Genomic DNA, 22,917 nt, shown 5'->3' on the forward strand with positions numbered 1-22,917 from the left:
ACCGCATGGTCGGCGCTGCGCCGGGCCGTCCGGCCGTCCGCGAGACCTGCTTCCCTCCCCGAAAAAAAAGCGCCTCGCGAGGCGCTTTTTGTGCCGAAGCCGCTCCGGTCAGAAACGGTGACGCAGGCCGGCGGTCACCGCGATCTGCTTGTTGGTCGACGAAGCGCCGCCGAGACCATTGACATAGGCGCCGAGGCCCAGGCCGTCCGTGCTGACTCGCTGATACACGCCTTGTACATACACGTCGGTTCGCTTGGACAGCGCATAGTCGGTCTGCAGGTTGAATTGATTCCAGCCCGGATGGCGGCCGTCCAGGAAGCCTGCGGTGTACGTGTACGACCCGGCCAGCGACAAGGCCGGCGTGAGCGCGTAGCGTGCGTTGACTTCGTAGTTGTTGAAGCGGGCAAACGTGCCGTCGAGAGCCAGGCCGTTCGACACGCCCGACGCACCCGCAGAGATGCCGAGCGCCCGGTTCACGCGCGATTGCGTGAATACGAAGCCGGCGGTGGCCGGGCCGAACGTGTAGTTCAGGCCGCCGCCGAACACGCGCTGACGCTTGCCGACGAACGTGTTGTCGCCTGCCACCGCGCCGGCGCTGTTGGTCACCGCAGCCGACGTGAGCCCGGAGATGTCATTGTTCAACTGCAGGTAGCCGGCGCCGATATTGAAGCCGGCGTAGGAATACGACACGCCCGCGCTGTATGCGCGATTGTTCGAGAACTGGGTGCTGTTCGAGAAGCCGTACAACGCGCCGAACTTCAGGCCGCCGAAATTGACGCTCGTATATTTGACCGAATTATTGATCCGGAACGAATTGTTCAGGTTGTCGTTGTCGAACGGGTGGGCAAACTGGGTGCCGCCGAATTGCGTGCCGGTCAGCGACAGCGGCCCGATGTAGTCGACGACGCTATCGTATTGGCGACCGAGGGTGACGGAGCCGAACTGGTCTTGCGACAGGCCGACGAACGCCTGGCGGCCGAATTCGCGGCCGTTCTGGCCGAGCGTGCCGTTGGCGATGTTGAAGCCGTTTTCCAGTACGAAGATTGCTTTCAGGCCGCCGCCGAGATCTTCCGTGCCGCGCAGGCCCCAGCGGCTGCCATTGATCTGGCCGCTGCGTTCCGACCATGAGCTGTGCCCGCCCTGATTGTTCGTGTAGGTGATGCCTGCATCGATCAGGCCGTACAGCGTCACGCTGCTTTGAGCATGGGCTGCGGTAACGAACACGCCCGACAACGCGGTGACGATCAGGGTTTTTTTCATGGATATGTCTCCAAACACGATGATGTCGATCGAACCTGCGGCGGACTGGCCGTGTTTTGCTTGACGCTGTAGCCGGTCCGGCAGAACGGCGGTGCGCTTATCAGAAAGCCGTCTGCAGTGTACGGAGTGTGCGGAGTAGGGGTGTCTTACGCTTTAAGAAATAATGTATTTTGGAATCCGCAAAAATCAGAAAAACCGCGCAAACGGTTGCCCAGTAAGGGTTTGCGGCAGTGCAACGAAGGGAAGTGACGATCAGGACTGCCGAGCGAGCGTTGCGAGATTGCGACAGACGATCAGCAGCGGGCGGGAGTCGCGATAGCGCGATTATTGACACATCGGCAATAGAGGTTTGTGTGGGGCATGGATAATGAAAGGTAGTTCTCTCGCTATACTGCAATCTCTGCTTTCCGAAGCAGACTTTTTCGTTGACGGAAAAGATCTCCAAACCTTTGTCGGCGCGACTTCCCAGTCGCGCTTTTTTTTGTCCCGCTGCCCGGTGCGCTACGGCGTGTACGAGCGGCGCTTGCGTTTGCCCGCAGGCGCGGCGTCTTCTGCTTCGATCGGCGGCGGCGTGTAGGTCCAATCTTCCATCACGTAGTGACGGGCATCCAGAGGCGATGCGAGCAGGTTCTGCCAGTGATCGCCGTGCCACGTCGTATCGAATTCGGTGTCGCACGGCGCTTCGCGCGCGGACTCGGCCAAGGCGCGGGACTTGCGACGTACGCGCCCGAGCCGGCTCGCGAAGCGCATGATTCCGTCCAACCACATGACCCTCTCCTTCCTTTCGGCGTTGATTCAGGATCGCAACGTCCCCGGATTTCTGCAACCCGGAAAAAACCCGAGGATTTTACCGAATCGATTTGTCCCCGGTAGGAATTTCACGCCTCGCATTAATGATGATCCGGTCCCGGTAATATTGACAGGTTTTTGATGCGCATCAATTAATCAAAGGCGACGGTGTACCGATTCCAGTGGTATTAGCGCCTTTTCGAGAAAGCGATCGCTAAAAATTTTCTTGACGCACCCGGATTGTCCAATTTATAAAGTCAGCACTCCGTCCTCGGGCGGCATGCTGGTACGGGTGCTGGCGCGATGTTTCGGGATTTCGGGAAACGGCTATAAAAATAGCTTTTTTGATCTTATCGAGTGGGGAACGAAGACATGGATACCGGTATCGTGAAATGGTTTAACGATGCTAAAGGTTTTGGCTTTATTACGTCGGACAATGGTGGTGAAGATTTGTTTGCGCACTTTTCCGAAATCCGGATGGAAGGCTTCAAGACGCTGAAGGAAAACCAGCGTGTTTCGTTCGACGTCAAAGTCGGGCCGAAAGGCAAGCAGGCAGCGAATATCCAGGCGGTCTGACGCGCCTCGCATTGCCGATCACGTCCGGCCCCCGCATCGCGGGGGCTTTTTGTTTTCCGGGGACGGAACGAACCGGCCCGGGCTGGCCGCGAGTACGCATGCCGGTGCATACTCATGAAAGCATCGTTTCCTTGTCTTTTCATGTCCGATTCCCGTCCGTCCGATCCCGCCAGTGAGCAGCCGCTCGTCTTCGTCGACCTTGAAACCACCGGCGGCTCGTCCGCCGACCACCGGATCACCGAAATCGGCGTGGTCGAAATCGGGCCGCTCGGCGTGTCGACATGGACGAGCCTCGTCAATCCGGGGCAGGCGATTCCGCCGTTCATCCAGCAACTGACGGGCATCTCGGACGCGATGGTGCGCGATGCGCCGACGTTCGCGTCGCTCGCGCCGGCGCTGTTCGAGCGGCTCGACGGCAAGTTGTTCGTCGCGCACAACGCGAGCTTCGATCGCGGCTTCCTGCGCGCCGAATTCGAGCGTACCGGCCTGGCGTTCAATCCCGATGTGCTCTGTACGGTGCGGCTGTCGCGCGCGCTGTTTCCGCGCGAATCGCGGCACGGGCTCGATGCGTTGATCGAGCGGCATGGGCTCGTTCCGGCCGCGCGCCACCGGGCACTGGCCGATGCCGACCTGCTCTGGCAGTTCTGGCGCCAACTGCACGACATCGTGCCGCTCGAGCGGCTGCGCGACCAGATCGCGCGGACGACACGCCACTTCCGTTTGGGCGGCGACCTGACCGAGGCCTGGCTGGATACCGCGCCGGCAGGGTGTGGCGCGTATGCGCTCTTCGGCGAGCGTGACGAAGCGCTGTATGTCGGCCGCAGCGTGCGCGTACGGCAGCGGCTGCGCGCGCTGTTGACCGGCGAGCGCCGCTCGTCGAAGGAAATGCGGCTGGCGCAGCAGGTGCGCCGCGTCGAATGGCGCGAGACCGGCAACGAGCTGGGGGCGATGCTTGCCGAAGCGCAATGGATCGCCCGCTTGCGCCCGTCGTACAACCGGCGCCCGGCGGCCGACGCCGCTCGCGGGGGCGGTGCGCCCTGGCCGTTCGAGGGGGCTGTCGCGTTCGAGGCGAGCGGCGAGCGTCGCCTGTTTCATGTGATCGACGGCTGGTGCTATCTCGGTTCGGCGGAATCGCTCGATGCAGCCGCGCGGCTGGTGGCCGACGCGGCGGGTGGCGGGTTCGAACCCTTCACTCATCGCCTGCTGCAGACGCATCTCGCGCGCGGCCTGCAAGTGATTCCGCTCATGGCACTGACGCCGGCGCACTGAGCGCCACGGCGCGATCCGCGCCGGCCGCGTCAGCCGATCGCGCTGGCTCCGCCGGCGGCGCACACATGCGACAGCGCGGTATCGAGCGCCTGCGTTTGCGTGGAATCGTAGCGCGTGAGCGTCTTCCAGTTTGCGATGCTGCGCGCGAGCCGCGCCTGGCAGTCGGGCGCATCGCGCAGCGGGGCGACCTGCGCGAGACCGGCGAGCATTTTCTGCGTCAGCCGATCGAGTGCCGGGCGCGTGCTGGTCGCGAGATCCGGCGGCGTGCCTTCCGGCGGCCGCGTCGTGCGCCAGGTCGCGAACAGTGCGTTCTGCACGTCCTTGCTTGCGGTGATCTGATCCTCGAAGAACGTGCGGGCGAATGCGGGATCGACGCCGGCCTGGACGGCGCGTTTTTCGACTGCGGTGAGCAATGCCGCTTCGCGCGGCCCGTCCTCGATGGCCTTGTGATTCGCCCATTTCCATCGCGCGACCGGTTCGGCGAGCGCGAGGCGCTGCGACGCGAGCGCCACGACGTTGGTGAGGGCGGTGTCGTCGCCGTCTGCACGGGCGATGTGAGGAGACGAAAAGAGGGCGACGCCGAGCACGGCGACAGCGAGGCTGGCACGAATGGCTTGCTTCATCGGAACGATCGGGAGAGCCGGGCGGGCCGGACGTGGAAAACCAGAAGGATAGACGAAGACAGTCGCGCGGCGCAGCGTCGCGACAGGAGAATCAGCCGGCGAGCTGATCCGGCACCGTCAGGCTGTTGCGGCCCGGGTGCGAGGCGAATTGCGCGCGAAGCGCACGAATGAACCGCACGATAACGATGATCGACACGTGGCGGTTACAGAACCGAACTGACGTTCACTTCGGCGCGTACAGCTTGTGCTGCTCGTCGAAGAATGCCCGAACGTGCTCGGGCAATTCGGCGAGAAATTCCACGCCGACGGGTTCCGGATCCGGGCTCATCACTTGCTCGGGCGGGGGCATGCGAGTTGGTCTTTCGTCCATGATCGTTTCTCCAGCAGGTGCAATGATTATCAACCTCGCGCTCGGATTTATGCCAGCGGCGAATCGTTAGATTTTGTCTCTGTTGTATTAACGGCACATGCGCTCAGACGCGCGGTGCGATGCCCGGTATTGCACGCTGCACAATCGGCAACAATCGGACTGCTTGTTATACTTGCGCGCACTTTTTTCTGGACCGCGATGAGACGAACGACGCGATGGATCGGCCTCGTATGGCTGGCGCTGGTACTGAACGTACTGTCGCCCGTCGTCGGCTACGCGCGTCTCGCGTCGAGCGGCTCCGGCGGCGCGCTCACGCTCGAGTTGTGCAGTGCAGCGGGCGCCCGTCAGGTCGTGCTCGCGCAAGCGGGCGACGAGCGCGACACGTCGTCGTTCGACCATGCCGGCGTCCCGCATTGCGTGTACTGTCCCGGCTTCGCGGCGAACGTCGCGCTGGGTACGAGCCTGCCCGCGATGCCGGGCTTCGTGCGCACGTTCGCGTATTGGGTAGCCGCGCCGATCGTTGCCGATGTGCGCCGCAAGGGCATCCGTCTCGCGCAGCCGCGCGCCCCGCCTGAAAACGTTCCGGTCTGATTGATGTCGTCCGCGCGCCCCGGTGGCGCGCGAGCCGCCCGCGGCCTGGGTCCGCGCGTCGCGCCGTTCGTGCGCGGCTCGCGCGCTCGTGTCCGGCGGCGTCCGATCACGTTTTCAGGAACTCACTCATGTCGTCTACTCTTGCCGCGCGGCCGTCGCGCGGCCGGCTCGCGCTTGCATGCGCGGCCGCTTTCGCATGGCCGGCCGCTCACGCGGCTTCGATGGACGATGGACGCGCGGAAGCCGCCCGCAGCGGTGGCATCGGCCGTCCCGCCACCGCCGCACCGGCTGCCGCTGGCGTCGCTGCGTCGGCCGCACCGGCCGGCGATACGCTGACCGCCGTCAGCGTGACCGCGCAACGGCAACCGGTCGACCCGGATACGCCGGCCGTCGTCACGTCGATCACGCGCGAGCAGATCGATGCGCACACCAACGTCACCACCGAGGACGCGCTGAAGTACGCGCCGAACCTGATGGTTCGCAAGCGCTACATCGGCGACCGCAACAGCATATTCGCGGGCCGCGACTTCAACGAATTGCAGAGCGCGCGCGGGCTCGTCTATGCCGACGGCGTGCTGCTGTCGAACCTGCTCGGGTCGAGCTATGCGTATCCGCCGCGCTGGTCGCTGATTCCGCCCGACGACATCGCGCGCGTCGACGTGCTCTATGGCCCTTTTTCCGCGCTGTATCCGGGCAATGCGATCGGCTCGACCGTGCTGCTCACCACGCGCCGCCCGGAACGGCTCGAGGCGTCGCTGTCGACGCAGTTCTTTACGCAGCGCTACCACGACGGCTACGGGTTCGCGGACAGCTTCGGCGGCAATCATCAGACCGCGCGAATCGCGAACCGCGTCGGCCGGTTCTGGTTCGCGCTGTCGCTCGACCGGCTGGAGAACGACGGACAGCCGATGCAGTATGCGAGCCCCAATTCGGCCTACAACCCGAAACTGGGTGCCGCCGTGCCCGTGACGGGCGCCGCGACCGACATCGGACCCAACGGCAAGCCGCGGACGATCGTCGGCGCACAGACGATCGAGCGGACCGAGCAGCTCAACGAGACGGTCCGGATGGGCTATGCGTTCACCGATCATGTCGATGCGACGCTGACGCTCGGGCATTGGGAGAACCATTACCGGCAGCACGGCGAGACCTTCCTGCGCGATGCGGCCGGCCATCCGGTCTACGGCGGCAACGTGTCGATCGGCGGCCGGAACATGACCGTCGCGCCGAACGCCTTCGCGCCGCAGCGTGGCGACCAGGAGAACTGGCTGTATGCGCTCGGGCTGAACGGCCGGCTCGATTCCGGCTGGCGGCTGTCGGGCGTCGTGTCGGCGTACGACGTCTCGCGCGACGTGCTGCGCGCGGCCTCGACCGTGCAGGGCGGCGCGGGCACGCTGTTCCAGGGCGACGGCACCGGCTGGCGCACGCTCGACCTGAAGGCGGAGGCGCCCGAAGTGAGGGGGCATGCGTTCACGTTCGGCTATCACTACGACAACTACTTCCTGCGCAACGTCACGTACAACACGGCTGACTGGCTGGCCGGGCCGACCACGTCGCTCGCGAGCGTCTATCGCGGCGACACGCGCACGCAGGCGCTGTTCGGGCAGGACACGTGGCGTTTCGCGCCGGGCTGGTTGGCGACGCTCGGGCTGCGCTACGAGCGCTGGGATGCGTACGGCGGCGCGCTCGGCAACGCGAACGGCACGCTCGGCTATGCGGACCGCAGCGCGAATGCGCTGTCGCCGAAAGTCGCGCTGCAGTGGGATGCGACCGAGGTCTGGCGTTTCCGGCTGTCGTTCGCGACCGGCACGCGATTCCCGACGGTCGGCGAACTGTTCCAGGGCACGATTTCGAACAACGCGATCGTCAACAACAACCCGAACCTGCGGCCGGAAAAGGCGATCGACTGGGATTTCACCGCCGAGCGCGACGTGGGCGTCGGCGTCGTGCGTGCCAGCGTGTTCCAGAGCGACCTGCGCGATTCGATCTACAGCCAGACGACGGTGTCGGGCGCGACGACCGTCACGAACATCTCGAACGTCGACCGCGTACGCGTGCGCGGTGTCGAACTCGCGTTCAGCGGCGAGAACGTCGGGCTGCACGGGTTCAACGTCGATGCGAACGTATCGGCGAGCAACGCGCAGATTCTCGCCGATGCCGCGAACCCGGCCTACGTCGGTTCGCGTTTCCCGCGCATTCCGCGCATGCGCGCGAACCTGCTCGCGTCGTATCGCTTCGACGAGCACTGGCTCGCGAGCGTCGGCGTGCGCTATTCGGGACGCCAGTTCAACACGCTCGACAACAGCGACGTGAATCCGGACGTCTACGGCGGGACGAGTTCGTTCACGGTCGTCGATCTGAAGGCGCGCTACCGCTTCGATCGTCACTGGAGCGCGTCGGCCGGCATCGATAACCTGACGGACCGCCGCTACTACACGTTCCACCCGTATCCGGGCCGCACTTTCTATGGAGAACTGAAATGGTCGCTGTGAAATCGTCGCTGTGAAATCGTTCGCGGCAGACCGTGCGCCGTGGTTGGCGGCGCTGTCACCCGCCGACGCGCACGGTGGGCCGAGGCCGCCGATCCGGTCGCCGCGCATATGAGCATGCAGGCCGCGTCTGCGCAGGAGGCAGCCGCTCGCGACCGGCGCCGCGTTCGACGCGCGGTGCCCGCTTTGGGTCGCCTGGGTCGACGGTGCTCATGTCGTCGACCCACGCGACGATGCGGGCCGCACGCTGTCCGCGCCCGTCACCGTCTACACGGTGCCGGAGCGGATCTACACGCGCGCCGACAATCGCCCGAAGCGCGCGACGAGCCCGGACCGGCGTGCGGTATACGTATCGTGGTCGATGCCGCTCGATGCGGGATGAAGAGGGGATGCCGCGCACCGTATCGATCGGGCGCGAAGGTGTGCGCGAAGGGGATTGCTGGCGGCCGGCGTGCTCGATGGTTGGCGGCAGCAAACGCAACGCTGACGGAGCCGGCCGCGCGCCGGCCCGATGCGAAAACGCGCCCGAAGGCGCGTGGGGAGAGAAACGTCAGGCCGCTCGCCTGAATAGCCGGATCACGAACAGCAGGATCACCGCGCCGATGACCGCGACGATCACCGAGCCGATGAAGCCGCTGCCGATGCTGATGCCGAGCAGTCCGGCAAGCCAGCCGCCGATGACCGCGCCGACGATGCCGACGATGATGTCGACGATCAGCCCGAAGCCGCCGCCCTTCACGAGCAAGCCGGCAAGCCAGCCGGCGATCGCGCCGATGATGAGCCACATAATCAAGCCATGAGTCATGGTGGTCCTCTCCTTGGGGTTGAGTCGAAATGACCGCGCGTCGGCTGCCGCACGCCGAAAAACTGAAAGCGGCTGCGACCGCCGCGCCGCCCACGCAATGTAACGCGATAGACGGGTCAGGATCGTTAAGTAATGTTATGCACCCTTAAGCAGATTTGCCAAGGGGATTTGTCTGCGTAGGGCACGATTCGTGCGCCCACGCTTGGCGAAATGGATTTGTAAGGATTGGCCGCCGCTGGAGTCCGTCGGCTGCGTCGCAATCAGTCGCGCGACCGTCGCGCATCGCCGCTCGCCTCGATCGAAAGCAGTGCAAAACGGGCGAGGCGGCACGACTCGCCGCTTCGCCGATCCGGGGCATCGTGTGGCGCGGATCGGCGTAGGGCGCTCATATCCGATGTCCGTCATCGTTCGGTATCCTGAAGGACGGGATTCGGTCGTGGTGTGCGGTGGAGCGGGAGATCGACCGTGGCGGCCATGTCGTCGGTGCGTGCGTCGCGCCCGAGCCCGAGATGGACGGTGCCGTTGAGTGCGCCGTCGAGGTCGGCCAGTTGGCCATCGTCGCCATGGCCGCCGCGCAGACCGTGACGCTGCGCACCGCGAGGGGCGATGCGATCGCTGGTGGCCGTCGCGTGCGTGGAAACGTCGTGTCGATGCGTCAGCGAGGTTGTGTGGAGAACGGCTGACGCGACGATCGGCAACGAGCAAGGCTACGTGCGCGGTTGCCGAACGCGCATGTGATCGCGCGCGGCGTAAGCGGCGATCGGGCGGGGCGTCGTCGAACGACTTCAGGATTTCGGCGCCGGAAAAGAGAAAAGGTCTGACAAGCGATGCTTGTCAGACCTTTATGTCTTGGTGCCGGAGATAGGAGTCGAACCTACGACCTTCGCATTACGAATGCGCTGCTCTACCAACTGAGCTACACCGGCAGCATAGAAATGAAATTATATGGTGAAATCCGCGATCTTGGCAATAGGTTTTGCGAATTTTTTTCAGCTTGCTGCGGCTGCTTCGCGAAACCCTCGATCCGGCGGACTTTCCGCTTTCACTTCACTGCGACGCGACCCGTTAGGGCCACATCGCGAAGGCGCGATTGTACTGATGTCTCGCGCCTCCGTCCAGTGCTGCAGTGCAATTATTTTGCTTCGTCGTGATAGCCGGTCACGCGCTCGACTTCGTTCTTCGAGCCGAGGAACACGGGCACGCGCTGGTGCAGGCCGGTCGGCTGCACTTCCATGATGCGCTGCGTGCCGGTCGTCGCGGCGCCGCCCGCCTGTTCGACGATGAACGACATCGGGTTCGCTTCGTACATCAGGCGCAACTTGCCCGGACGATCGGGCGTGCGCTTGTCGGCCGGATACATGAAGATGCCGCCGCGATTCAGGATCCGGTGCACGTCGGCCACCATCGACGCGATCCAGCGCATGTTGAAGTTGTCGCCGCGCGGGCCGTCCTTGCCGGCGTTCAGTTCGTCGACGTAGCGCTTGACCGGGTCGTACCAGTGGCGGGCGTTCGACGCGTTGATCGCGTATTCGCGCGTATCGGCCGGGATCTGCATGTTGCTCTGCGTGAGCACCCACGAGCCGACTTCGCGATCGAGCGTGAAGCAGTTCACGCCGTTGCCGGTCGTCAGCACGAACACCGTCTGCGGGCCGTAGACGGCGTAGCCGGCCGCGACCTGCTGCGTGCCGGGCTGCAGGAACGATTCTTCGGTCGCCTGCTTGCCGTCCGGGCAGCGCAGCACCGAGAAGATCGTGCCGATCGACACGTTCACGTCGATGTTCGACGAGCCGTCGAGCGGATCGAACACGAGCAGGTATTCGCCGCGCGGGTAGTTCGCCGGGATCGGGAAGAACGTTTCCATTTCTTCCGACGCCATCGCGGCGAGGTTGCCGCCCCATTCGTTCGCGTCGAGCAGGATTTCGTTCGACAGGATGTCGAGCTTCTTCTGCACTTCGCCCTGGACGTTCTCGCTGCCGGCGGTGCCGAGCGCCTCGCCGAGCGCGCCCTTCGACACGTTGTAGCTGATCGCCTTGCACGCGCGGGCGACGACTTCGATCAGCAGGCGCAGGTCGGCGGGGAGGTTGTTGGTCTCACGTTGCTGTTCGATCAGGAACTTCGACAGCGTGGTGCGGCGGGCAATGGACATGACAGACTCCGAAAGGCCAAAGAATCCTTGAATGGCCGCAATTTTACCCGTCGCGCTTCCGATGCCGCCGGCTTTTTTCGTCCGGTTACATGGCCGGGCCGCCGAATCGGGCCGGGGTCGGGCGGCGATGACGGCGGGGCGCGCATCGCGACGCAGGGACGCCGCGCGGTCCGACCCCGCGCGTGCGTCTGCTTTCAGGACGGGCACGCGCAATAAAAAAGCCGGCGCCGCGTCGGGCGGCGCCGGCTCGATCGCGCGGACGCGACAGCGTCGATCGCCCGACTTACGCGAGCGCTTTCTCGACGATCTCGCGCACGTCACGCGATTTCGCGCCGGCGGCGACCTGTTCGAGCGCTTCGTGCATCCGGTCGCGCAGCGTCGGCGTGAAGCGGCGCCACAGTTCGAGCGAGCGCGCGAGGCGTGCCGCGACCTGCGGGTTGATCGCGTCGAGCGCGAGCACCTGTTCGGCCCAGAACGCGTAGCCCGAACCGTCCGCCGCGTGGAATTGCGCGGGGTTGGCCGCGCAGAAGCTGAAGATCAGCGAGCGCGCACGGTTCGGATTCTTCAGGTTGAACGCGGGGTGCGCGAGCAGCTTGCGCACCTTCGCGAGCGTCGGCTGCGCGGGCGTGCCGCGTTGCGCCGCCTGCATCGCGAACCACTTGTCGATCACGAGCGCCTCCTTCTCGAAGCGACGGTAGAAGTCGTCGAGCGCGTGCTCGGCCGGCCCGTTCGCGCCCGCGGCGGCCGCGGACAGCAGCGCGCCGAGCGCAGCCGCGCGATCGGTCATGTTGTTCGCCGCGTCGTACTGGGCCGTGGCGAGGCGCACGGCATCGGCCGGATCGTCGAGTTCGGCGAGATACGCGAGCGCGAGGTTCTTCAGCGCGCGGCGGCCCGAGGCTTCCGGCGTCGGCTCATAGGCGCCGGGCGTCTGGTGCCGTTCGTATGCGGCGAGCCAGTCGGCGCGCAGCGCGCTCGCGAGCTGGCGGCGCACGAACTGGCGCGCGCGATGCACGGCGGCCGGGTCGGCCTCGGCCATCTGGTCGGCGAGATAGGTCTCCGACGGCAGCGTGAGCGCGAGTTCGCGGAATGCCGGCGACAGGCTTTCATCGGTCAGCACGCGACGGAACGCGGCGACGAAATTCTCGCCGAGCGCGAGCGGCGCATCGGCGGCGGCACGTGCGGCGAGCGTCAGCAGCGCGCGTGTCGCGAGGCGCTGGCCGGCCTCCCAGCGGTTGAACGGATCGCTGTCGTGCGCGAGCAGGAACGCGAGATCGTCGTCGCTGTAGTCGTACTCGACGATCACCGGCGACGAGAAGTTGCGCAGCAGCGACGGCAGCGGCGCTTCCAGCACGTCGACGAACGTGAAGGTCTGCTCGGTATCGGTGAACTCGAGCACGCGCGTCGTGCCCGATGCGGCGGCTTCGCCGTCCAGACGCAGCGGCAGGTCGCGGCCGTCGCGGCCGATCAGGCCGATCGCGAACGGGATCAGCAGCGGCCCCTGCTGCGTTTCGCGCGCGGCCGGAGACGCGTCGCCGTAGCCTTGCGCGAGGGTGATCGTATAGCGGCGCGCGGCCGCGTCGTACGCAGTGCGCACCGACACGCGCGGCGTGCCGGCCTGGCTGTACCAGCGCTCGAATTGCGCGAGGTCGCGCCCGTTCGCGTCGGCCATCGCGTGACGGAAGTCGTCGCAGGTCACCGCATGGCCGTCGTGGCGCTTGAAGTAGAGATCCATCCCCTTGCGGAAGCCGTCGCGGCCGAACAGCGTCTGGTACATCCGCACGACTTCCGAGCCTTTCTCGTAGACCGTCATCGTGTAGAAGTTGTTGATCTCGACGTAGCTCTCCGGGCGCACCGGGTGCGCCATCGGGCCGGCATCCTCGGCGAACTGGAGTTGGCGCAGCACGCGCACGTCCTCGATGCGCTTCACCGCGCGGGCCGCCGATTCGACGTCGTCGCCCGCGGCCATGTCGGCCGAGAATTCCTGGTCGCGGAACACCGTCAGGCCTTCCTTCAGGCTCAACTGGAACCAGTCGCGGCAGGTCACGCGGTTGCCGGTCCAGTTGTGGAAGTACTCGTGGCCGACCACCGACTCGATGTTCGCGAAATCGGTGTCGGTCGCGGTCTCGGGGTTCGCCAGCACGTACTTCGTGTTGAAGATGTTGAGCCCCTTGTTTTCCATCGCGCCCATGTTGAAATCGCCGACCGCGACGATCATGAAGCGGTCGAGATCGAGCTCGAGACCGAAGCGCTTTTCGTCCCAGCGGATCGAGTGGATCAGCGAATCCATCGCGTGGCGCGTCTTGTCGAGATCGGCCGGTTCGACCCACACCTGCAGCAGCTTTTCCTTGCCGGAGCCGGTCGTGATCGTTTCCTCGATCGCGACGAGCTTGCCCGCGACCAGCGCGAACAGGTAGCTCGGCTTGCGGAACGGGTCTTCCCATTTCGCGAAGTGGCGGCCGTCGGGCAGGTCGCCCGAATCGACGAGGTTGCCGTTCGACAGCAGCACCGGGTACGCGGCCTTGTCGGCACGCAGCGTGACGGTGTACGACGCCATCACGTCGGGGCGGTCGAGGAAGTAGGTGATGCGGCGAAAGCCTTCGGCTTCGCACTGCGTGAAGAAGTTGCCGCTCGACACGTAGAGGCCCGACAGCGTCGTATTCTGATCGGGAGCGCACGCGCTTTCGAGCGTCAGCTCGAACGCCTCGGGCACGTTCTCGACCGTCAGGCCGTGTTCGTGCGCGCGCACCGCGCCGTGCGGCGCGCCATTCAGCCGCGCGCCGAGGAATTCGAGCGCCTCGCCCATCAGTTCCAGGTGGGGCGCGGGCGCGGCGTCCGGATTGCGGCGCACGCGCATCGTATTCCTGACGATCGTGCGGGCCGGCGCGAGATCGAATTCGAGTGCAACGGCATCGATGAGGAAGGCCGGCGGCGTGTAGTCGGCGCGGCGGATCACGGTGGAGGAGGCGTTGTCGGACATGGTCGTCGAGATCGGTGGAGTGGGGATCGGGCCCGCGGCGCGGGCCGGGCGAACCGGGCCATTGTACAAAGGCTTGCCGCCGCGTGCCGCTGCGAACTTTTTACCGCTTCCGGGAGTCCGCGTATTATCGGCATCCCGTGCGCTTCGCGCGGTGCGACGAGCGGGTGACGGATCGACGAGGATCGACATGAAACGCGAATGGATACAACGCGGTGCGGGCTGGGTTGCGGTGCTGTGCGTGGCGCTGCTGGCGGGCTGCACGAGCTACGTGACGACGCAGGTCACGGCCTTCTCCGACTGGAGCGGCAGCGACGCGACACGCACTTACGCCTTCACGCGCACCGACGCGCAGAAGCACAGCATCGAGCAGTCGACCTACGAGCCGATCGTCGCGAACGAATTGTCTGTGTACGCGTTCCGCCAGGTGCCGGCCGCGCAGGCGCGCTATCTGGTCGGCCTGACGTACGGCGTCGGCAGCGATCTGGTGACGGTGCCGCAGCCGGTCTACTACGACCCGTGGTTCATGGGGCCGGGGCCGTACTGGCGGGGCGGGCCGTGGGGCCCGTGGGGGCCATGGGGCGGGATGCCGGCCGGCTATGTCGCGCAGACCTACCAGGTGTTCGATTACACGCTCGGCATCCGGATCACCGAGCGCGCGACCGGCAAGGAGGTCTACAACGTGACCGCGCGCACCACCGGCGACAACGGCGCGCTGCTGTACGCGATGCCGTTCCTCGCGCGCAGCGCGCTCGCCGATTTCCCGTTGTCGAACGGCGCGATCCGCACCGTGCGGCTGCCGGTCGACAAGCGCGGCGGGCCGGCCGCGCCGGCCGCCAACGAGCGCGCGGTGCCGGCGGCCCCGGCGTCGGGCGCGGCGGTCGCGAAGTAACGCGATCGCGGTACGGGCGCGGCCGCGCGGCCGCGCCGCTCGCTCGCCTGCATCGAGCGGGCGTCAAACCTGCGTCAAACCCCGATACCCAGCAGCGCCAGCACGCCGAGCACGACGAACAGCACGGCCGCGATGCCGTGCACGAGCTTCGTCGGCAGACGGTGCGCGAAGCGGTCGCCGAGCAGGATCGCCGGCACGTTCGCGAGCATCATTCCGAACGTCGTGCCGGCCACGACGCCGATGTAATCCTGGAAGCGCGCCGCCAGCGCAACGGTCGCGATCTGCGTCTTGTCGCCCATTTCGGCGAGGAAGAACGCGACGAGCGTCGCGCCGAACACGCCGAGCCGCGAGCGGGTCGCATTGGCTTCGTCCTCGTCTAGCTTGTCCGGCACGAGAATCCACAGCCCCATTGCGATGAACGAGAACGCGAGCGCCCAACGCATGATCGACGGCGTGACAAGTACGCCCAGCCATTCGCCGAGCGCACCGGCGAACCCGTGATTCACGAGCGTCGCGACGAGCACGCCGAGAATGATCGGCATCGGCTTGCGATAGCGCGCAGCCAGGACGAGGGAAAGCAGTTGGGTCTTGTCGCCGATTTCAGCGAGGGCGACGGCGCCGGTGGAGATCAGGAAGGCTTGAGACACGAATGGGGTTCCACGGGCCGTTGTTGTGCGTGCGAGCGACGATCCACCGCGCGCCGGGCCCTGATGCGGCGCGCTGTGAACCATCGGTCTCGCCAGGCCAACGTGGCTGCGCCCGCCATGGCCGAACGGCCAAGTCTGTTGACGGACGCCTCCGTCACGATGCGCGCCGGTGGCGCGGGACATCGAGCGGAGCGGCTACTCCCCAATGAGCGGCGAATTCTAGCACGGCGCATTGCACGCGGGAAAGCGGTCCGGCCGCCATGCATTCGATCGCCGGCATGCACGGCGGCGAAGCTGCCGCGCTGCCGGAACGGCGTGCCCGCCGGGCGTTACGCGGCGGTGGGGCGGCGAGCGGCGCCGCGCTCGTGCACGAGTTCGCCGGCCGCATAGGTGCGGTACACCGCGCGGTCGTCGCCGAGCAGCGCGAACGCGAACAGCAGTTCCTCGAGCGAATCCGCGCGCTTCGTGCGGCGCGCGAGCAGCGGCGTCGCCTGCGGGTCGAGCACGACGAAATCGGCTTCGGTGCGCGGCTGGAGCGTGCCGACCGTGTCCGTGAGGTCGAGCGCCTGCGCGGCGCCGGCCGTCGCGAGCCAGAACATCCGCGTGGCGGTCAGATGATGGCCCGACAGCCGCGCGACCTTGTGCGCCTCGTTCATCGTCTGCAGCATCGAGAACGACGTGCCGCCGCCGACGTCGGTCGCGAGCGTGACGGGCACGTCGTATTCGCCGGCCTTGTCGAAATCGAACAGCCCGCTGCCGAGGAAGAAATTCGACGTCGGGCAGTGCGCGACGACGGTGCGCGTCTCGGCCATCCGGCGGCGATCCTCGTCGTCGAGGTGGATGCAGTGGCCGTACACCGCGCGCGGACGCAGCAGCCCGTAGCGGTCGTAGATGTCGAGATAGCTGCGGTGGCCGGGGAACAGCTCGGCCACCCATTTCACCTCGTCGACGTTTTCCGCGACGTGGCTTTGCACGAACACGTCCGGATGGCGGCGCGCGAGTTCGCTGCACGCCTCGAGCTGCGCCTCGGTCGACGTCGGCGCGAAGCGCGGCGTGAGCGCGTACATCTGGCGCCCCTTGCCGTGCCAGCGGTCGATCAGCTCGGCGCTGTCGTCATAGCCCGATTGCGCGGTGTCGCGCAGGAATTCGGGGCAGTTGCGGTCCATCAGCACCTTGCCCGCGATCATCCGCAGGTCGCGTGCGTCGCTCGCCGCGAACAGCGCATCGGCCGACTGCTTGTGCACCGTGCAGTAGACGAGCGCGCTCGTCGTGCCGCACGCGAGCAGTTCGTCGACGAAGAACTCGGCGACTTCGCGCGCATGCTCGGGGTCGCCGAACTGGCGCTCGGTCGGGAACGTGTACTTGTCGAGCCACGGCAACAGGCCCGGGGCCGGCGACGCGATCATGTCCGTCTGCGGATAGTGGATGTGCGTGTCGATGAAGCCGGGCACGATCAGCTTGTCGCGCAGGTCGTGGACCACCGCGTCGCGCGCAAGCGTCGCGGCGAGCCGTGCATACGGGCCGGCCGCGACGACCTTGCCGGCGTCGACGATCAGGAGTCCGTCGGTCTCGTAGTTCGCGGCCTGGCTCGATTGCGCCGGGTCGCCGTTGAAGGTCAGCAGTTGGGAACGGAAAGCGGTTTGCGTCATGACGAAAGGTCCTGCATCAAGGTAAGGCGAACGGAAGAAGGCGATCGACGCCGCATGGCGGCGGGACGGTGCTTCGCGAGCGGCGGCGGCACGCGACGTGCGGCACGGCCGGGGCAACGGCGCGGGTGAACGTGGCGGCCGGAGCCGCCAACGAGTGGTTGCCCGCGCACCTCGCGGCCGTTGCGTCCGCAACCGGTGCGCCCGCATCCGGTACGACGGCGAACGGCACGGCAAGCCGCGACGGCCGGTGCAAGCAGGCGACGACGCGCTGCACGGTCGCTCCGCCTGCACGCAGCCGGCCGGCCCGGCGCCAGGCCGAACCGGCGATCGCGAAGCGAATGTCGTTGCCGTGTTTCATCCGTCTAGCGTTCCTCGATGCGGGTCGTCACGCGGCCTTCCAGTAAGCGTCGAGGCGCGCGTACAGTGCGTCGCGCTGCGCCGGCTCGATGAACGACGCCTCGAAGCCGTTGCGGATCACCGCATGGACTTCGGCGTCCGTGAGTTGCAGCCCTTCGGCCGTCGCGAAGTAGTTTTCGTTGACGTAGCCGCCGAAATAGGCCGGATCGTCGGAATTGATCGTCACCGCCACGCCACGGTCGAGCAGGGCCTTCAGCGTATGCTTCGCCATGTCGTCGAACACGCACAGCTTCAGGTTCGACAGCGGGCAGACGGTGAGCGCCGTGCGCGTCTTCGCGAGGCGTTCGACGAGCGCCGCATCCTCGATGCTGCGCACGCCGTGGTCGATCCGGTCGACCTTCAGCACGTCGAGTGCTTCGTAGATATACGCGGGCGGACCTTCCTCGCCGGCGTGCGCGACGAGCTTCAGCCCGAGCGCGCGCGCCTTCTCGAACACGCGTGCGAACTTCGTCGGCGGATGGCCGAGCTCCGACGAATCGAGGCCCACGCCGATCAGGCGATGACGATAGCGTTCGAACAGCGGCAATGCGGATTCGAACGTCGCGAGCGCATCTTCTTCGGACAGGTGGCGCAGGAAGCACAGGATCAGTTTGCTCGACAGCCCGCGTCGTTCGGCATCGGCGAGTGCGCGCTCGATGCCCGCGACGACCGTCTCGATCGGCACGCCACGCTCGGTGTGCGTCTGCGGGTCGAAGAACAGTTCGGTATGGACGACGTTGTCGGCGAGCGCGCGTTCGCAGTACGCGGCCGTCATGTCGTAGAAATCCTGCTCGGTGAGCAGCACGCTCGCGCCGGCGTAGTAGATGTCGAGGAACGATTGCAGGTCGGTGAACGCGTACGCGGCGCGCAGCGCATCGATCGAATCGTACGCGAGCTTCACGCCGTTGCGCTGCGCGAGCGCGAAGATCAGCTCGGGCTCGAGCGAACCTTCGATATGGATATGCAGTTCCGCTTTCGGTGCGCGGGCAATCTTGTCCTTGAATGTCGGGGTCATGGCGTCGTTCTTGGTCGGTCAGTAGGATGGGGAAGCCTGCGCGGACGCATTCGCCTCGACGGCCTGCAGCAACTGCGCGGCCACCGAGATCGCGATCACTTCGGGCGCCTTGTCGACGATGCCTTCGACGCCGATCGGGCAGCGCATCCGCGCGAGCTGGGCCGGGTCGATGCCGATCGCGGCGAGGCGATGATCGAACTGCGCGCGTTTCGTGTGCGAGCCGGTCATCCCGAAGTATGCATAGTCGCCGCGTCGCAGGATGCGCTCGGCCAGCGCGAAATCGAGTGCGTGGTCGTGCGTCATCACGACGAAGTAGGACTGCGGCGGCGCTGCATCGACCGCGTCCGCCGGGGAAGCGGCCGCGTCGATCGCGAGGTTGCCGATGCCGGCGAGCGCGTCGGCCGGCGGGAATACCGCATCGGGCCGGTCGATCCAGCGCACGTGGCACGGCAGCGTCGCCAGCACCTTCACGAGCGCGGTGCCGATGTGCCCGGCGCCGAACAGCATGACGGGGAACGCGTACGGGGCGATCGTTTCGGTCATCAGCGATACGCCGCCGGTTTCCCACAGCAGGCAGTCGGCGCGCGCGGCTTCCGATTCGGGCTCGCTCAACAGCGGCGCGCCCGGCGAGGGGCCGAATGATACGCTACGGACGGTCGCGGCGCCGGCCGCGACGCGCTTCGCGAGCGACATGATCCAGCCGAGATCGCCGACGTCGAGCCGCTCGAATGCGAGCACCACGGCGCCGCCGCAGCACTGCCCGAGGCTCGGGCCGAGCGCGAGCCGCTCGAGCCGGCGTGCGTGCGGCACGTGCGCGCCGTCCTTCAGCAGGTGCCGCGCGATCTCGATCGCCTTCCATTCCAGATGACCGCCGCCGATCGTATGGCGTGCCGTGTCGCGCGTGACGAGCATCTTGGTGCCGGCCTCGCGCGGCGCGGAGCCGTCGGTGTGCGCGACCGTCACGAGCACGGCCGCTTCGCCGTGCGCGAGCAGTTGCTGCAGATCGCCGAGCCAGGCTTCCATCAGCACGCTCCGTTCGGGACGACGCGGCACGACACGCGGCGCGGGCTGGCGGGCGCGGCGGCAACGAGGACGGACGTGAGCGGGGCAGCCCGGCTGCACGGCCGATGCGGTGCGGCGGCCGGGGACCGACGGCGTGCGCGAACGGCGCCGCCGGACGCGCGGACGCCATGAGGGTGACGGATGCGGATGGTTTGCGTTGTCATGATGAATCCAGTCGACATTGCGGATCGGGCGCGCGTTACGCAGGCAGCGGTGAGACCGCCTGGCCTCGCGCACGTAGATCGCCATCCAGTCCCGAAGATAGCACCGCCACGCGGCGGGAACATGGGCGGGCGGTGATCCGGGCTATCAGGCGGCGACCATGTCGATCATAGGCCCGCTGCGCGGGATCGGGGCGCCGAGGCATGCACATCGGGCCGAAACGCCCGTGTGACGGGCGCGAGCGCGGCGATTGCGCGACGCACGCCGGCTCGGCGATCCGGGCGGCGGCGGGGTAGGTGTTTACGCGCGACGACCGGGCGAGGCCGGCGCAGGCGCCCGCCGCGACCGGGTGGCGACTCGCCGGCGCCGCACGACCCATTCATTCGGCCGGGCCGCGCAGGCCGTGGACCGGCAAAACGGCCGGCCGGTCAGCTCGCGAGCTTGCGGCGATGGCGCCAGAGGCTCGCGACGACCGCGATCAGGATCACGGCGAAGCCGATCAGCGCCCAGCCGGGCAGCAGGATGCCGAAGATCGGCGGGTAGACGGTCTCGCACAGCCCGGCGACCTTGAACATGCCGGGGAACCACTGCGCGGGCGGCAGGCTGTCGACGATCGGCTGCAGCGTGTCGAAGCCGCAGCTGAAGCCCGGATTCATCTGGATCGACAGGTGTCGCGCGGCCGTGGCGACGCCGCCGGCCGCGGCGATCGCGATCAGCAGTTCGAGCACCCAGATGCCGCGCCAGTTGCGGATCCCCGCGGCCAGGAACGCGAAGATCCCGATCGCGCAGAAGAAGTAGCGCTGGATGATGCACAGCGGGCACGGGTCTTCGTTCTTCACGTACTGCAGGTACAGCGCGCCGGCCAGCAGGGCGATGCACACCCATCCGAGCAGCATCAGCAGGCGGCGTTCGCGGCGTAGTGCAAGCGTGTAGTCGTTCATGTCGGCGGGGTTCCTCGTCGGTCGGTCCGGAAAACAATCGCGCGATTTTAGCGCGAACGGTCTGGCACGAAACTGACGGCGCGCGTGCGGCACCCTGCCGCACCGCGCGCGGGCCGCCGGCGAACGGCTGGCCACCGGCTGGCGCGGTCAGCGGATCGTGTTCAGCACGGCTTCGACCGACTGGCCGATCGCGAGCAGCGCATCGTCGCGATGCGGCGCCGCCGCGAGCATCAGGCCGACCGGCGCGGCATCGCGCGGATGGCACGGCAGCGACAGCCCGCATGCATCGAGGAAGTTGAATGCGCTGGGGTTGCGCAGGATCAGCGCGTTGGTACGCGTGAACGCGTCGTCGTCCGTTTCGAGTTCGGCGATGCGCGGCGGCACGACCGGCACCGTCGGCGCGACGAGCGCATCGAAGCGCGACCAGACCGTGTGCGCGGCCTCGTCGAGCATCGCGGCGCGTGCGGCGAGCAGGTCCAGATAGTCGGCGGCCGTCGCGGGCTCGCCCTTCAGGATCCGCGTCAGCACGCGTGGGTCGTACCGGTCGCGATGGGTGGCGAGCAGCGGGCGATGCCATGCGTACGCTTCGATCGGCGAGAAGCCGAAACGGTTGATCTCCGGCAACCGGTCGAGCGCGGGGAAGCGCACTTCGGTGACGATCGCGCCGGCGGCTTCGAGATGCTTGAGCGCGGTGTCGAGCGCGGCCGCGACGTCGGCATCGACGCCGTCCGTCACGTAGTTCGTCAGCACGCCGAGCCGCACGCCCTCGAGCGGCCGGGCAGCCGGCAAGTGCGGCTCGAGCCCCGCGAGCATCCGGTCGACGAGCGCGCAGCACGCGACCGTCAGGCCGATCGGGCCGAACGAGTCGAGCGTCGTCGACAGCGGCACGCCGCCTTGCGTCGGAATCCGGCTCGCGGTCGGCTTGAAGCCCGTCAGCCCGCACAGCGCGGCCGGAATGCGGATCGAGCCGCCGGTGTCGGTGCCGAGCGCGACCGCAGCCATCCCGTCGGCGACCGATGCGGCCGCACCCGACGACGAGCCGCCCGAAATCCGTGCATCGCCCGGCACGTCGCGATGATACGGCGAGCGCGGGGTGCCGAAGTGCGGATTCAGCCCGAGCCCCGAGAACGCGAACTCGCTCATGTTGGTGCGGCCGACCAGCACCGCGCCCGCACGCTTGAGCCGCGCGACGGCGACCGCATCGGTGCGCGCGGCCGGCGCGCCGTCGAGTACGCGCGAACCCGCGCGCGTGACCTGGCCCGCGACGTCGAACAGGTCCTTGACCGACACGGGAATGCCCGCGAGCGGCGACAGCACGGTGCCCGCGGCGCGCAGCCGGTCGTGTGCGTCGGCGGCCGCGCGGGCGTTGTCCGCATCGACTTCGGTGAAGACGACGGCGCCCTGGCCCGACGGATCGGCGATCCGGTCGAGTGCGGTGTCGACGAGCGCGCGGCTCGTGGTCCGGCCGGCGGCGAGATCGGCGGCGAGCTGGGCGAGCGGGGGGAAGGGCGTGAAAGTGGTCATGGCGGCTCAGGGGCGAAGATGTTGAAGAAGCGTGGAGCGAAACGAATCGATATGGCGTTCGACGGCTGCGCGCGCGCCGGCGGCGTCGCGTGCGGACAGCCGATCGAACAGCGCGCGGTGCTCGTGCTGGACGTCTGCGAGATGGTGCGGTTCGGACAGCGTGACGAACCAGAAGCGCAGCGAACGATCGTGCAGTGCGCGCAGGATGTCGGCGAGCACCGCGTTGCGCGCGGCCGCGGCGATCGTCTGATGAAACGCGCGGTCGAGCGCCATCATGCCCTCGACGTCGTGCGTGTCGACGCAGGCCTGCCCGTCGTCGAGCAGCGCGGCCAGGCGCGCGAGATCGTCGGGCGTCGCATGGCGCGCGGCGAGTTCGGCGCAGTGCGCTTCGTTGATGCGCCGCACGTCGATCACCGCGACGATGTCGTCGAGCGACAGCGGCTGCACCATCAAGCCCTTGCGCGGCATCACGGACAGCAACCCTTCGAGCACGAGCCGATGCACGGCCTGGTGCACCGGTGTGCGGCCGATCCCCGTGCGGGCGACGAGATCGGCTTCGTTGAGCGCGGCGCCCGGCTTCAGGCGCATCGTGATGATGTCCCGCTGAATCAGCGCGTACGCGCGCTCGGCGAGGCTGGCCGGCGACGCGGCGGCGCGGTCGCGGGCGACGTCGGTGAGGGTGCTCACACGGGGTGCGGCGCAAGGGCCGGAAGGGGCGCGATCATGGCGCGGATGGC

Annotated in this window: 21 protein-coding genes, 1 tRNA gene, 1 pseudogene and 1 riboswitch; of the genes and pseudogenes, 7 read left to right on the plus strand and 16 right to left on the minus strand. The window is 67.2% G+C overall.

The window, feature by feature from the left end:
* Positions 1 to 108: 108 nt before the first annotated feature.
* Together WS61_RS07905 and WS61_RS07910 are read right to left on the minus strand one after the other, a co-directional pair.
* Positions 109 to 1,260 (minus strand): porin, encoded by a 1,152-nt coding sequence (locus WS61_RS07905; RefSeq protein ID WP_059499958.1) that lies wholly within the window; start codon positions 1,258 to 1,260, stop codon positions 109 to 111.
* Positions 1,261 to 1,761: 501 nt separating this feature from the next.
* Positions 1,762 to 2,028 carry a hypothetical protein gene (locus WS61_RS07910; RefSeq protein ID WP_034206682.1) on the minus strand — a complete coding sequence of 89 codons (267 nt, stop codon included), beginning with the start codon at positions 2,026 to 2,028 and terminating at the stop codon, positions 1,762 to 1,764.
* Positions 2,029 to 2,421: 393 nt separating this feature from the next.
* On the opposite strand from WS61_RS07910, the gene WS61_RS07915 reads away from it, so the two are divergent.
* Both WS61_RS07915 and WS61_RS07920 read left to right on the plus strand, forming a co-directional pair.
* A complete protein-coding gene (locus WS61_RS07915; RefSeq protein ID WP_059499959.1) occupies positions 2,422 to 2,625 on the plus strand; it encodes a cold-shock protein in 204 nt (67 codons plus the stop codon).
* Between the two features lie 141 nt (positions 2,626 to 2,766).
* A complete protein-coding gene (locus WS61_RS07920) occupies positions 2,767 to 3,894 on the plus strand; it encodes an exonuclease domain-containing protein (RefSeq protein WP_059499960.1) in 1,128 nt (375 codons plus the stop codon).
* A 29-nt stretch (positions 3,895 to 3,923) separates the two neighbouring features.
* Here the strand turns inward: WS61_RS07920 and WS61_RS07925 are convergent, their stop codons facing one another.
* Positions 3,924 to 4,517: a chorismate mutase gene (locus tag WS61_RS07925; RefSeq protein WP_059499961.1), complete on the minus strand. Its 594-nt coding sequence runs from the start codon at positions 4,515 to 4,517 to the stop codon at positions 3,924 to 3,926.
* Between the two features lie 223 nt (positions 4,518 to 4,740).
* Entirely contained in the window at positions 4,741 to 4,845 is a 105-nt protein-coding gene (locus WS61_RS35165) for a chorismate mutase (RefSeq protein WP_162499609.1), read from the minus strand.
* A 240-nt stretch (positions 4,846 to 5,085) separates the two neighbouring features.
* Here WS61_RS35165 and WS61_RS07930 point away from each other — a divergent pair, with 240 nt between their 5' ends.
* From WS61_RS07930 to WS61_RS35565, 3 genes and pseudogenes are all read left to right on the plus strand, one after another.
* Positions 5,086 to 5,478, plus strand: coding sequence for a DUF2946 domain-containing protein (locus tag WS61_RS07930; protein ID WP_059499962.1), 393 nt, complete (start codon positions 5,086 to 5,088; stop codon positions 5,476 to 5,478).
* A 128-nt stretch (positions 5,479 to 5,606) separates the two neighbouring features.
* Positions 5,607 to 7,970: a TonB-dependent receptor gene (locus tag WS61_RS07935; RefSeq protein WP_059499963.1), complete on the plus strand. Its 2,364-nt coding sequence runs from the start codon at positions 5,607 to 5,609 to the stop codon at positions 7,968 to 7,970.
* Between the two features lies 1 nt (position 7,971).
* Positions 7,972 to 8,343, plus strand: a pseudogene (locus WS61_RS35565) (exo-alpha-sialidase); the annotation flags it as partial.
* 174 nt (positions 8,344 to 8,517) lie between these two features.
* Here WS61_RS35565 and WS61_RS07940 read toward each other — a convergent pair.
* On the minus strand, positions 8,518 to 8,772 hold the full coding sequence (locus tag WS61_RS07940; RefSeq protein ID WP_006476609.1) for a GlsB/YeaQ/YmgE family stress response membrane protein: 255 nt from the start codon (positions 8,770 to 8,772) through the stop codon (positions 8,518 to 8,520).
* 446 nt (positions 8,773 to 9,218) lie between these two features.
* On the opposite strand from WS61_RS07940, the gene WS61_RS07945 reads away from it, so the two are divergent.
* Positions 9,219 to 9,455: a hypothetical protein gene (locus WS61_RS07945; protein ID WP_059499964.1), complete on the plus strand. Its 237-nt coding sequence runs from the start codon at positions 9,219 to 9,221 to the stop codon at positions 9,453 to 9,455.
* A 167-nt stretch (positions 9,456 to 9,622) separates the two neighbouring features.
* On the opposite strand, the gene WS61_RS07950 is transcribed toward WS61_RS07945, so the two are convergent.
* The 3 genes from WS61_RS07950 to pepN all read right to left on the minus strand — a co-directional run bounded on the left by WS61_RS07950 (position 9,623) and on the right by pepN (position 13,895).
* Positions 9,623 to 9,698 (minus strand) — tRNA-Thr (locus WS61_RS07950).
* A gap of 206 nt (positions 9,699 to 9,904) precedes the next feature.
* On the minus strand, positions 9,905 to 10,918 hold the full coding sequence (locus WS61_RS07955) for a class 1 fructose-bisphosphatase (RefSeq protein WP_006485729.1): 1,014 nt from the start codon (positions 10,916 to 10,918) through the stop codon (positions 9,905 to 9,907).
* A 283-nt stretch (positions 10,919 to 11,201) separates the two neighbouring features.
* Entirely contained in the window at positions 11,202 to 13,895 is a 2,694-nt protein-coding gene (gene pepN, locus WS61_RS07960) for an aminopeptidase N (RefSeq protein WP_059499965.1), read from the minus strand.
* A 187-nt stretch (positions 13,896 to 14,082) separates the two neighbouring features.
* On the opposite strand from pepN, the gene WS61_RS07965 reads away from it, so the two are divergent.
* Positions 14,083 to 14,784, plus strand: coding sequence for a DUF4136 domain-containing protein (locus WS61_RS07965; RefSeq protein ID WP_059499966.1), 702 nt, complete (start codon positions 14,083 to 14,085; stop codon positions 14,782 to 14,784).
* A gap of 74 nt (positions 14,785 to 14,858) precedes the next feature.
* On the opposite strand, the gene WS61_RS07970 is transcribed toward WS61_RS07965, so the two are convergent.
* The 8 genes from WS61_RS07970 to WS61_RS08005 all read right to left on the minus strand — a co-directional run bounded on the left by WS61_RS07970 (position 14,859) and on the right by WS61_RS08005 (position 22,867).
* Positions 14,859 to 15,431, minus strand: a complete 573-nt coding sequence (locus WS61_RS07970) for a TMEM165/GDT1 family protein (RefSeq protein ID WP_059499967.1) — start codon at positions 15,429 to 15,431, stop codon at positions 14,859 to 14,861.
* A gap of 78 nt (positions 15,432 to 15,509) precedes the next feature.
* Positions 15,510 to 15,647: riboswitch (yybP-ykoY riboswitch) on the minus strand.
* 113 nt (positions 15,648 to 15,760) lie between these two features.
* The gene (guaD, locus tag WS61_RS07975; RefSeq protein WP_059499968.1) at positions 15,761 to 17,080 is read right to left on the minus strand and encodes a guanine deaminase; all 1,320 of its coding nucleotides are present in this window, start codon (positions 17,078 to 17,080) and stop codon (positions 15,761 to 15,763) included.
* 16 nt (positions 17,081 to 17,096) lie between these two features.
* Positions 17,097 to 17,438, minus strand: a complete 342-nt coding sequence (locus tag WS61_RS07980; protein WP_257127197.1) for a hypothetical protein — start codon at positions 17,436 to 17,438, stop codon at positions 17,097 to 17,099.
* A gap of 27 nt (positions 17,439 to 17,465) precedes the next feature.
* The gene (locus WS61_RS07985; protein ID WP_059499969.1) at positions 17,466 to 18,491 is read right to left on the minus strand and encodes an adenosine deaminase; all 1,026 of its coding nucleotides are present in this window, start codon (positions 18,489 to 18,491) and stop codon (positions 17,466 to 17,468) included.
* Positions 18,492 to 18,509: 18 nt separating this feature from the next.
* Positions 18,510 to 19,514: a xanthine dehydrogenase accessory protein XdhC gene (gene xdhC, locus WS61_RS07990; RefSeq protein WP_059499970.1), complete on the minus strand. Its 1,005-nt coding sequence runs from the start codon at positions 19,512 to 19,514 to the stop codon at positions 18,510 to 18,512.
* 629 nt (positions 19,515 to 20,143) lie between these two features.
* Positions 20,144 to 20,656, minus strand: coding sequence for a disulfide bond formation protein B (locus WS61_RS07995; protein ID WP_059499971.1), 513 nt, complete (start codon positions 20,654 to 20,656; stop codon positions 20,144 to 20,146).
* A 147-nt stretch (positions 20,657 to 20,803) separates the two neighbouring features.
* The gene (locus WS61_RS08000; protein ID WP_059499972.1) at positions 20,804 to 22,180 is read right to left on the minus strand and encodes an amidase; all 1,377 of its coding nucleotides are present in this window, start codon (positions 22,178 to 22,180) and stop codon (positions 20,804 to 20,806) included.
* Between the two features lie 6 nt (positions 22,181 to 22,186).
* On the minus strand, positions 22,187 to 22,867 hold the full coding sequence (locus WS61_RS08005; protein WP_059499973.1) for a GntR family transcriptional regulator: 681 nt from the start codon (positions 22,865 to 22,867) through the stop codon (positions 22,187 to 22,189).
* Positions 22,868 to 22,917: the final 50 nt, after the last annotated feature.

Origin of the sequence: Burkholderia sp. ABCPW 11 (assembly GCF_001523445.1) — a bacterium.
GTDB lineage: Bacteria > Pseudomonadota > Gammaproteobacteria > Burkholderiales > Burkholderiaceae > Burkholderia.

Coding starts and splice junctions, on each gene's coding strand:
- WS61_RS07905 (WP_059499958.1), bottom strand. CDS start 1,260: ATGAAAAAAACCCTGATCGTCACCGCGTTGTCGGGCGTGTTCGTTACC.
- WS61_RS07910 (WP_034206682.1), bottom strand. CDS start 2,028: ATGTGGTTGGACGGAATCATGCGCTTCGCGAGCCGGCTCGGGCGCGTA.
- WS61_RS07915 (WP_059499959.1), top strand. CDS start 2,422: ATGGATACCGGTATCGTGAAATGGTTTAACGATGCTAAAGGTTTTGGC.
- WS61_RS07920 (WP_059499960.1), top strand. CDS start 2,767: ATGTCCGATTCCCGTCCGTCCGATCCCGCCAGTGAGCAGCCGCTCGTC.
- WS61_RS07925 (WP_059499961.1), bottom strand. CDS start 4,517: ATGAAGCAAGCCATTCGTGCCAGCCTCGCTGTCGCCGTGCTCGGCGTC.
- WS61_RS35165 (WP_162499609.1), bottom strand. CDS start 4,845: ATGAGCCCGGATCCGGAACCCGTCGGCGTGGAATTTCTCGCCGAATTG.
- WS61_RS07930 (WP_059499962.1), top strand. CDS start 5,086: ATGAGACGAACGACGCGATGGATCGGCCTCGTATGGCTGGCGCTGGTA.
- WS61_RS07935 (WP_059499963.1), top strand. CDS start 5,607: ATGTCGTCTACTCTTGCCGCGCGGCCGTCGCGCGGCCGGCTCGCGCTT.
- WS61_RS07940 (WP_006476609.1), bottom strand. CDS start 8,772: ATGACTCATGGCTTGATTATGTGGCTCATCATCGGCGCGATCGCCGGC.
- WS61_RS07955 (WP_006485729.1), bottom strand. CDS start 10,918: ATGTCCATTGCCCGCCGCACCACGCTGTCGAAGTTCCTGATCGAACAG.
- pepN (WP_059499965.1), bottom strand. CDS start 13,895: ATGTCCGACAACGCCTCCTCCACCGTGATCCGCCGCGCCGACTACACG.
- WS61_RS07965 (WP_059499966.1), top strand. CDS start 14,083: ATGAAACGCGAATGGATACAACGCGGTGCGGGCTGGGTTGCGGTGCTG.
- guaD (WP_059499968.1), bottom strand. CDS start 17,080: ATGACGCAAACCGCTTTCCGTTCCCAACTGCTGACCTTCAACGGCGAC.
- WS61_RS07980 (WP_257127197.1), bottom strand. CDS start 17,438: ATGAAACACGGCAACGACATTCGCTTCGCGATCGCCGGTTCGGCCTGG.
- WS61_RS07985 (WP_059499969.1), bottom strand. CDS start 18,491: ATGACCCCGACATTCAAGGACAAGATTGCCCGCGCACCGAAAGCGGAA.
- xdhC (WP_059499970.1), bottom strand. CDS start 19,514: ATGGAAGCCTGGCTCGGCGATCTGCAGCAACTGCTCGCGCACGGCGAA.
- WS61_RS07995 (WP_059499971.1), bottom strand. CDS start 20,656: ATGAACGACTACACGCTTGCACTACGCCGCGAACGCCGCCTGCTGATG.
- WS61_RS08000 (WP_059499972.1), bottom strand. CDS start 22,180: ATGACCACTTTCACGCCCTTCCCCCCGCTCGCCCAGCTCGCCGCCGAT.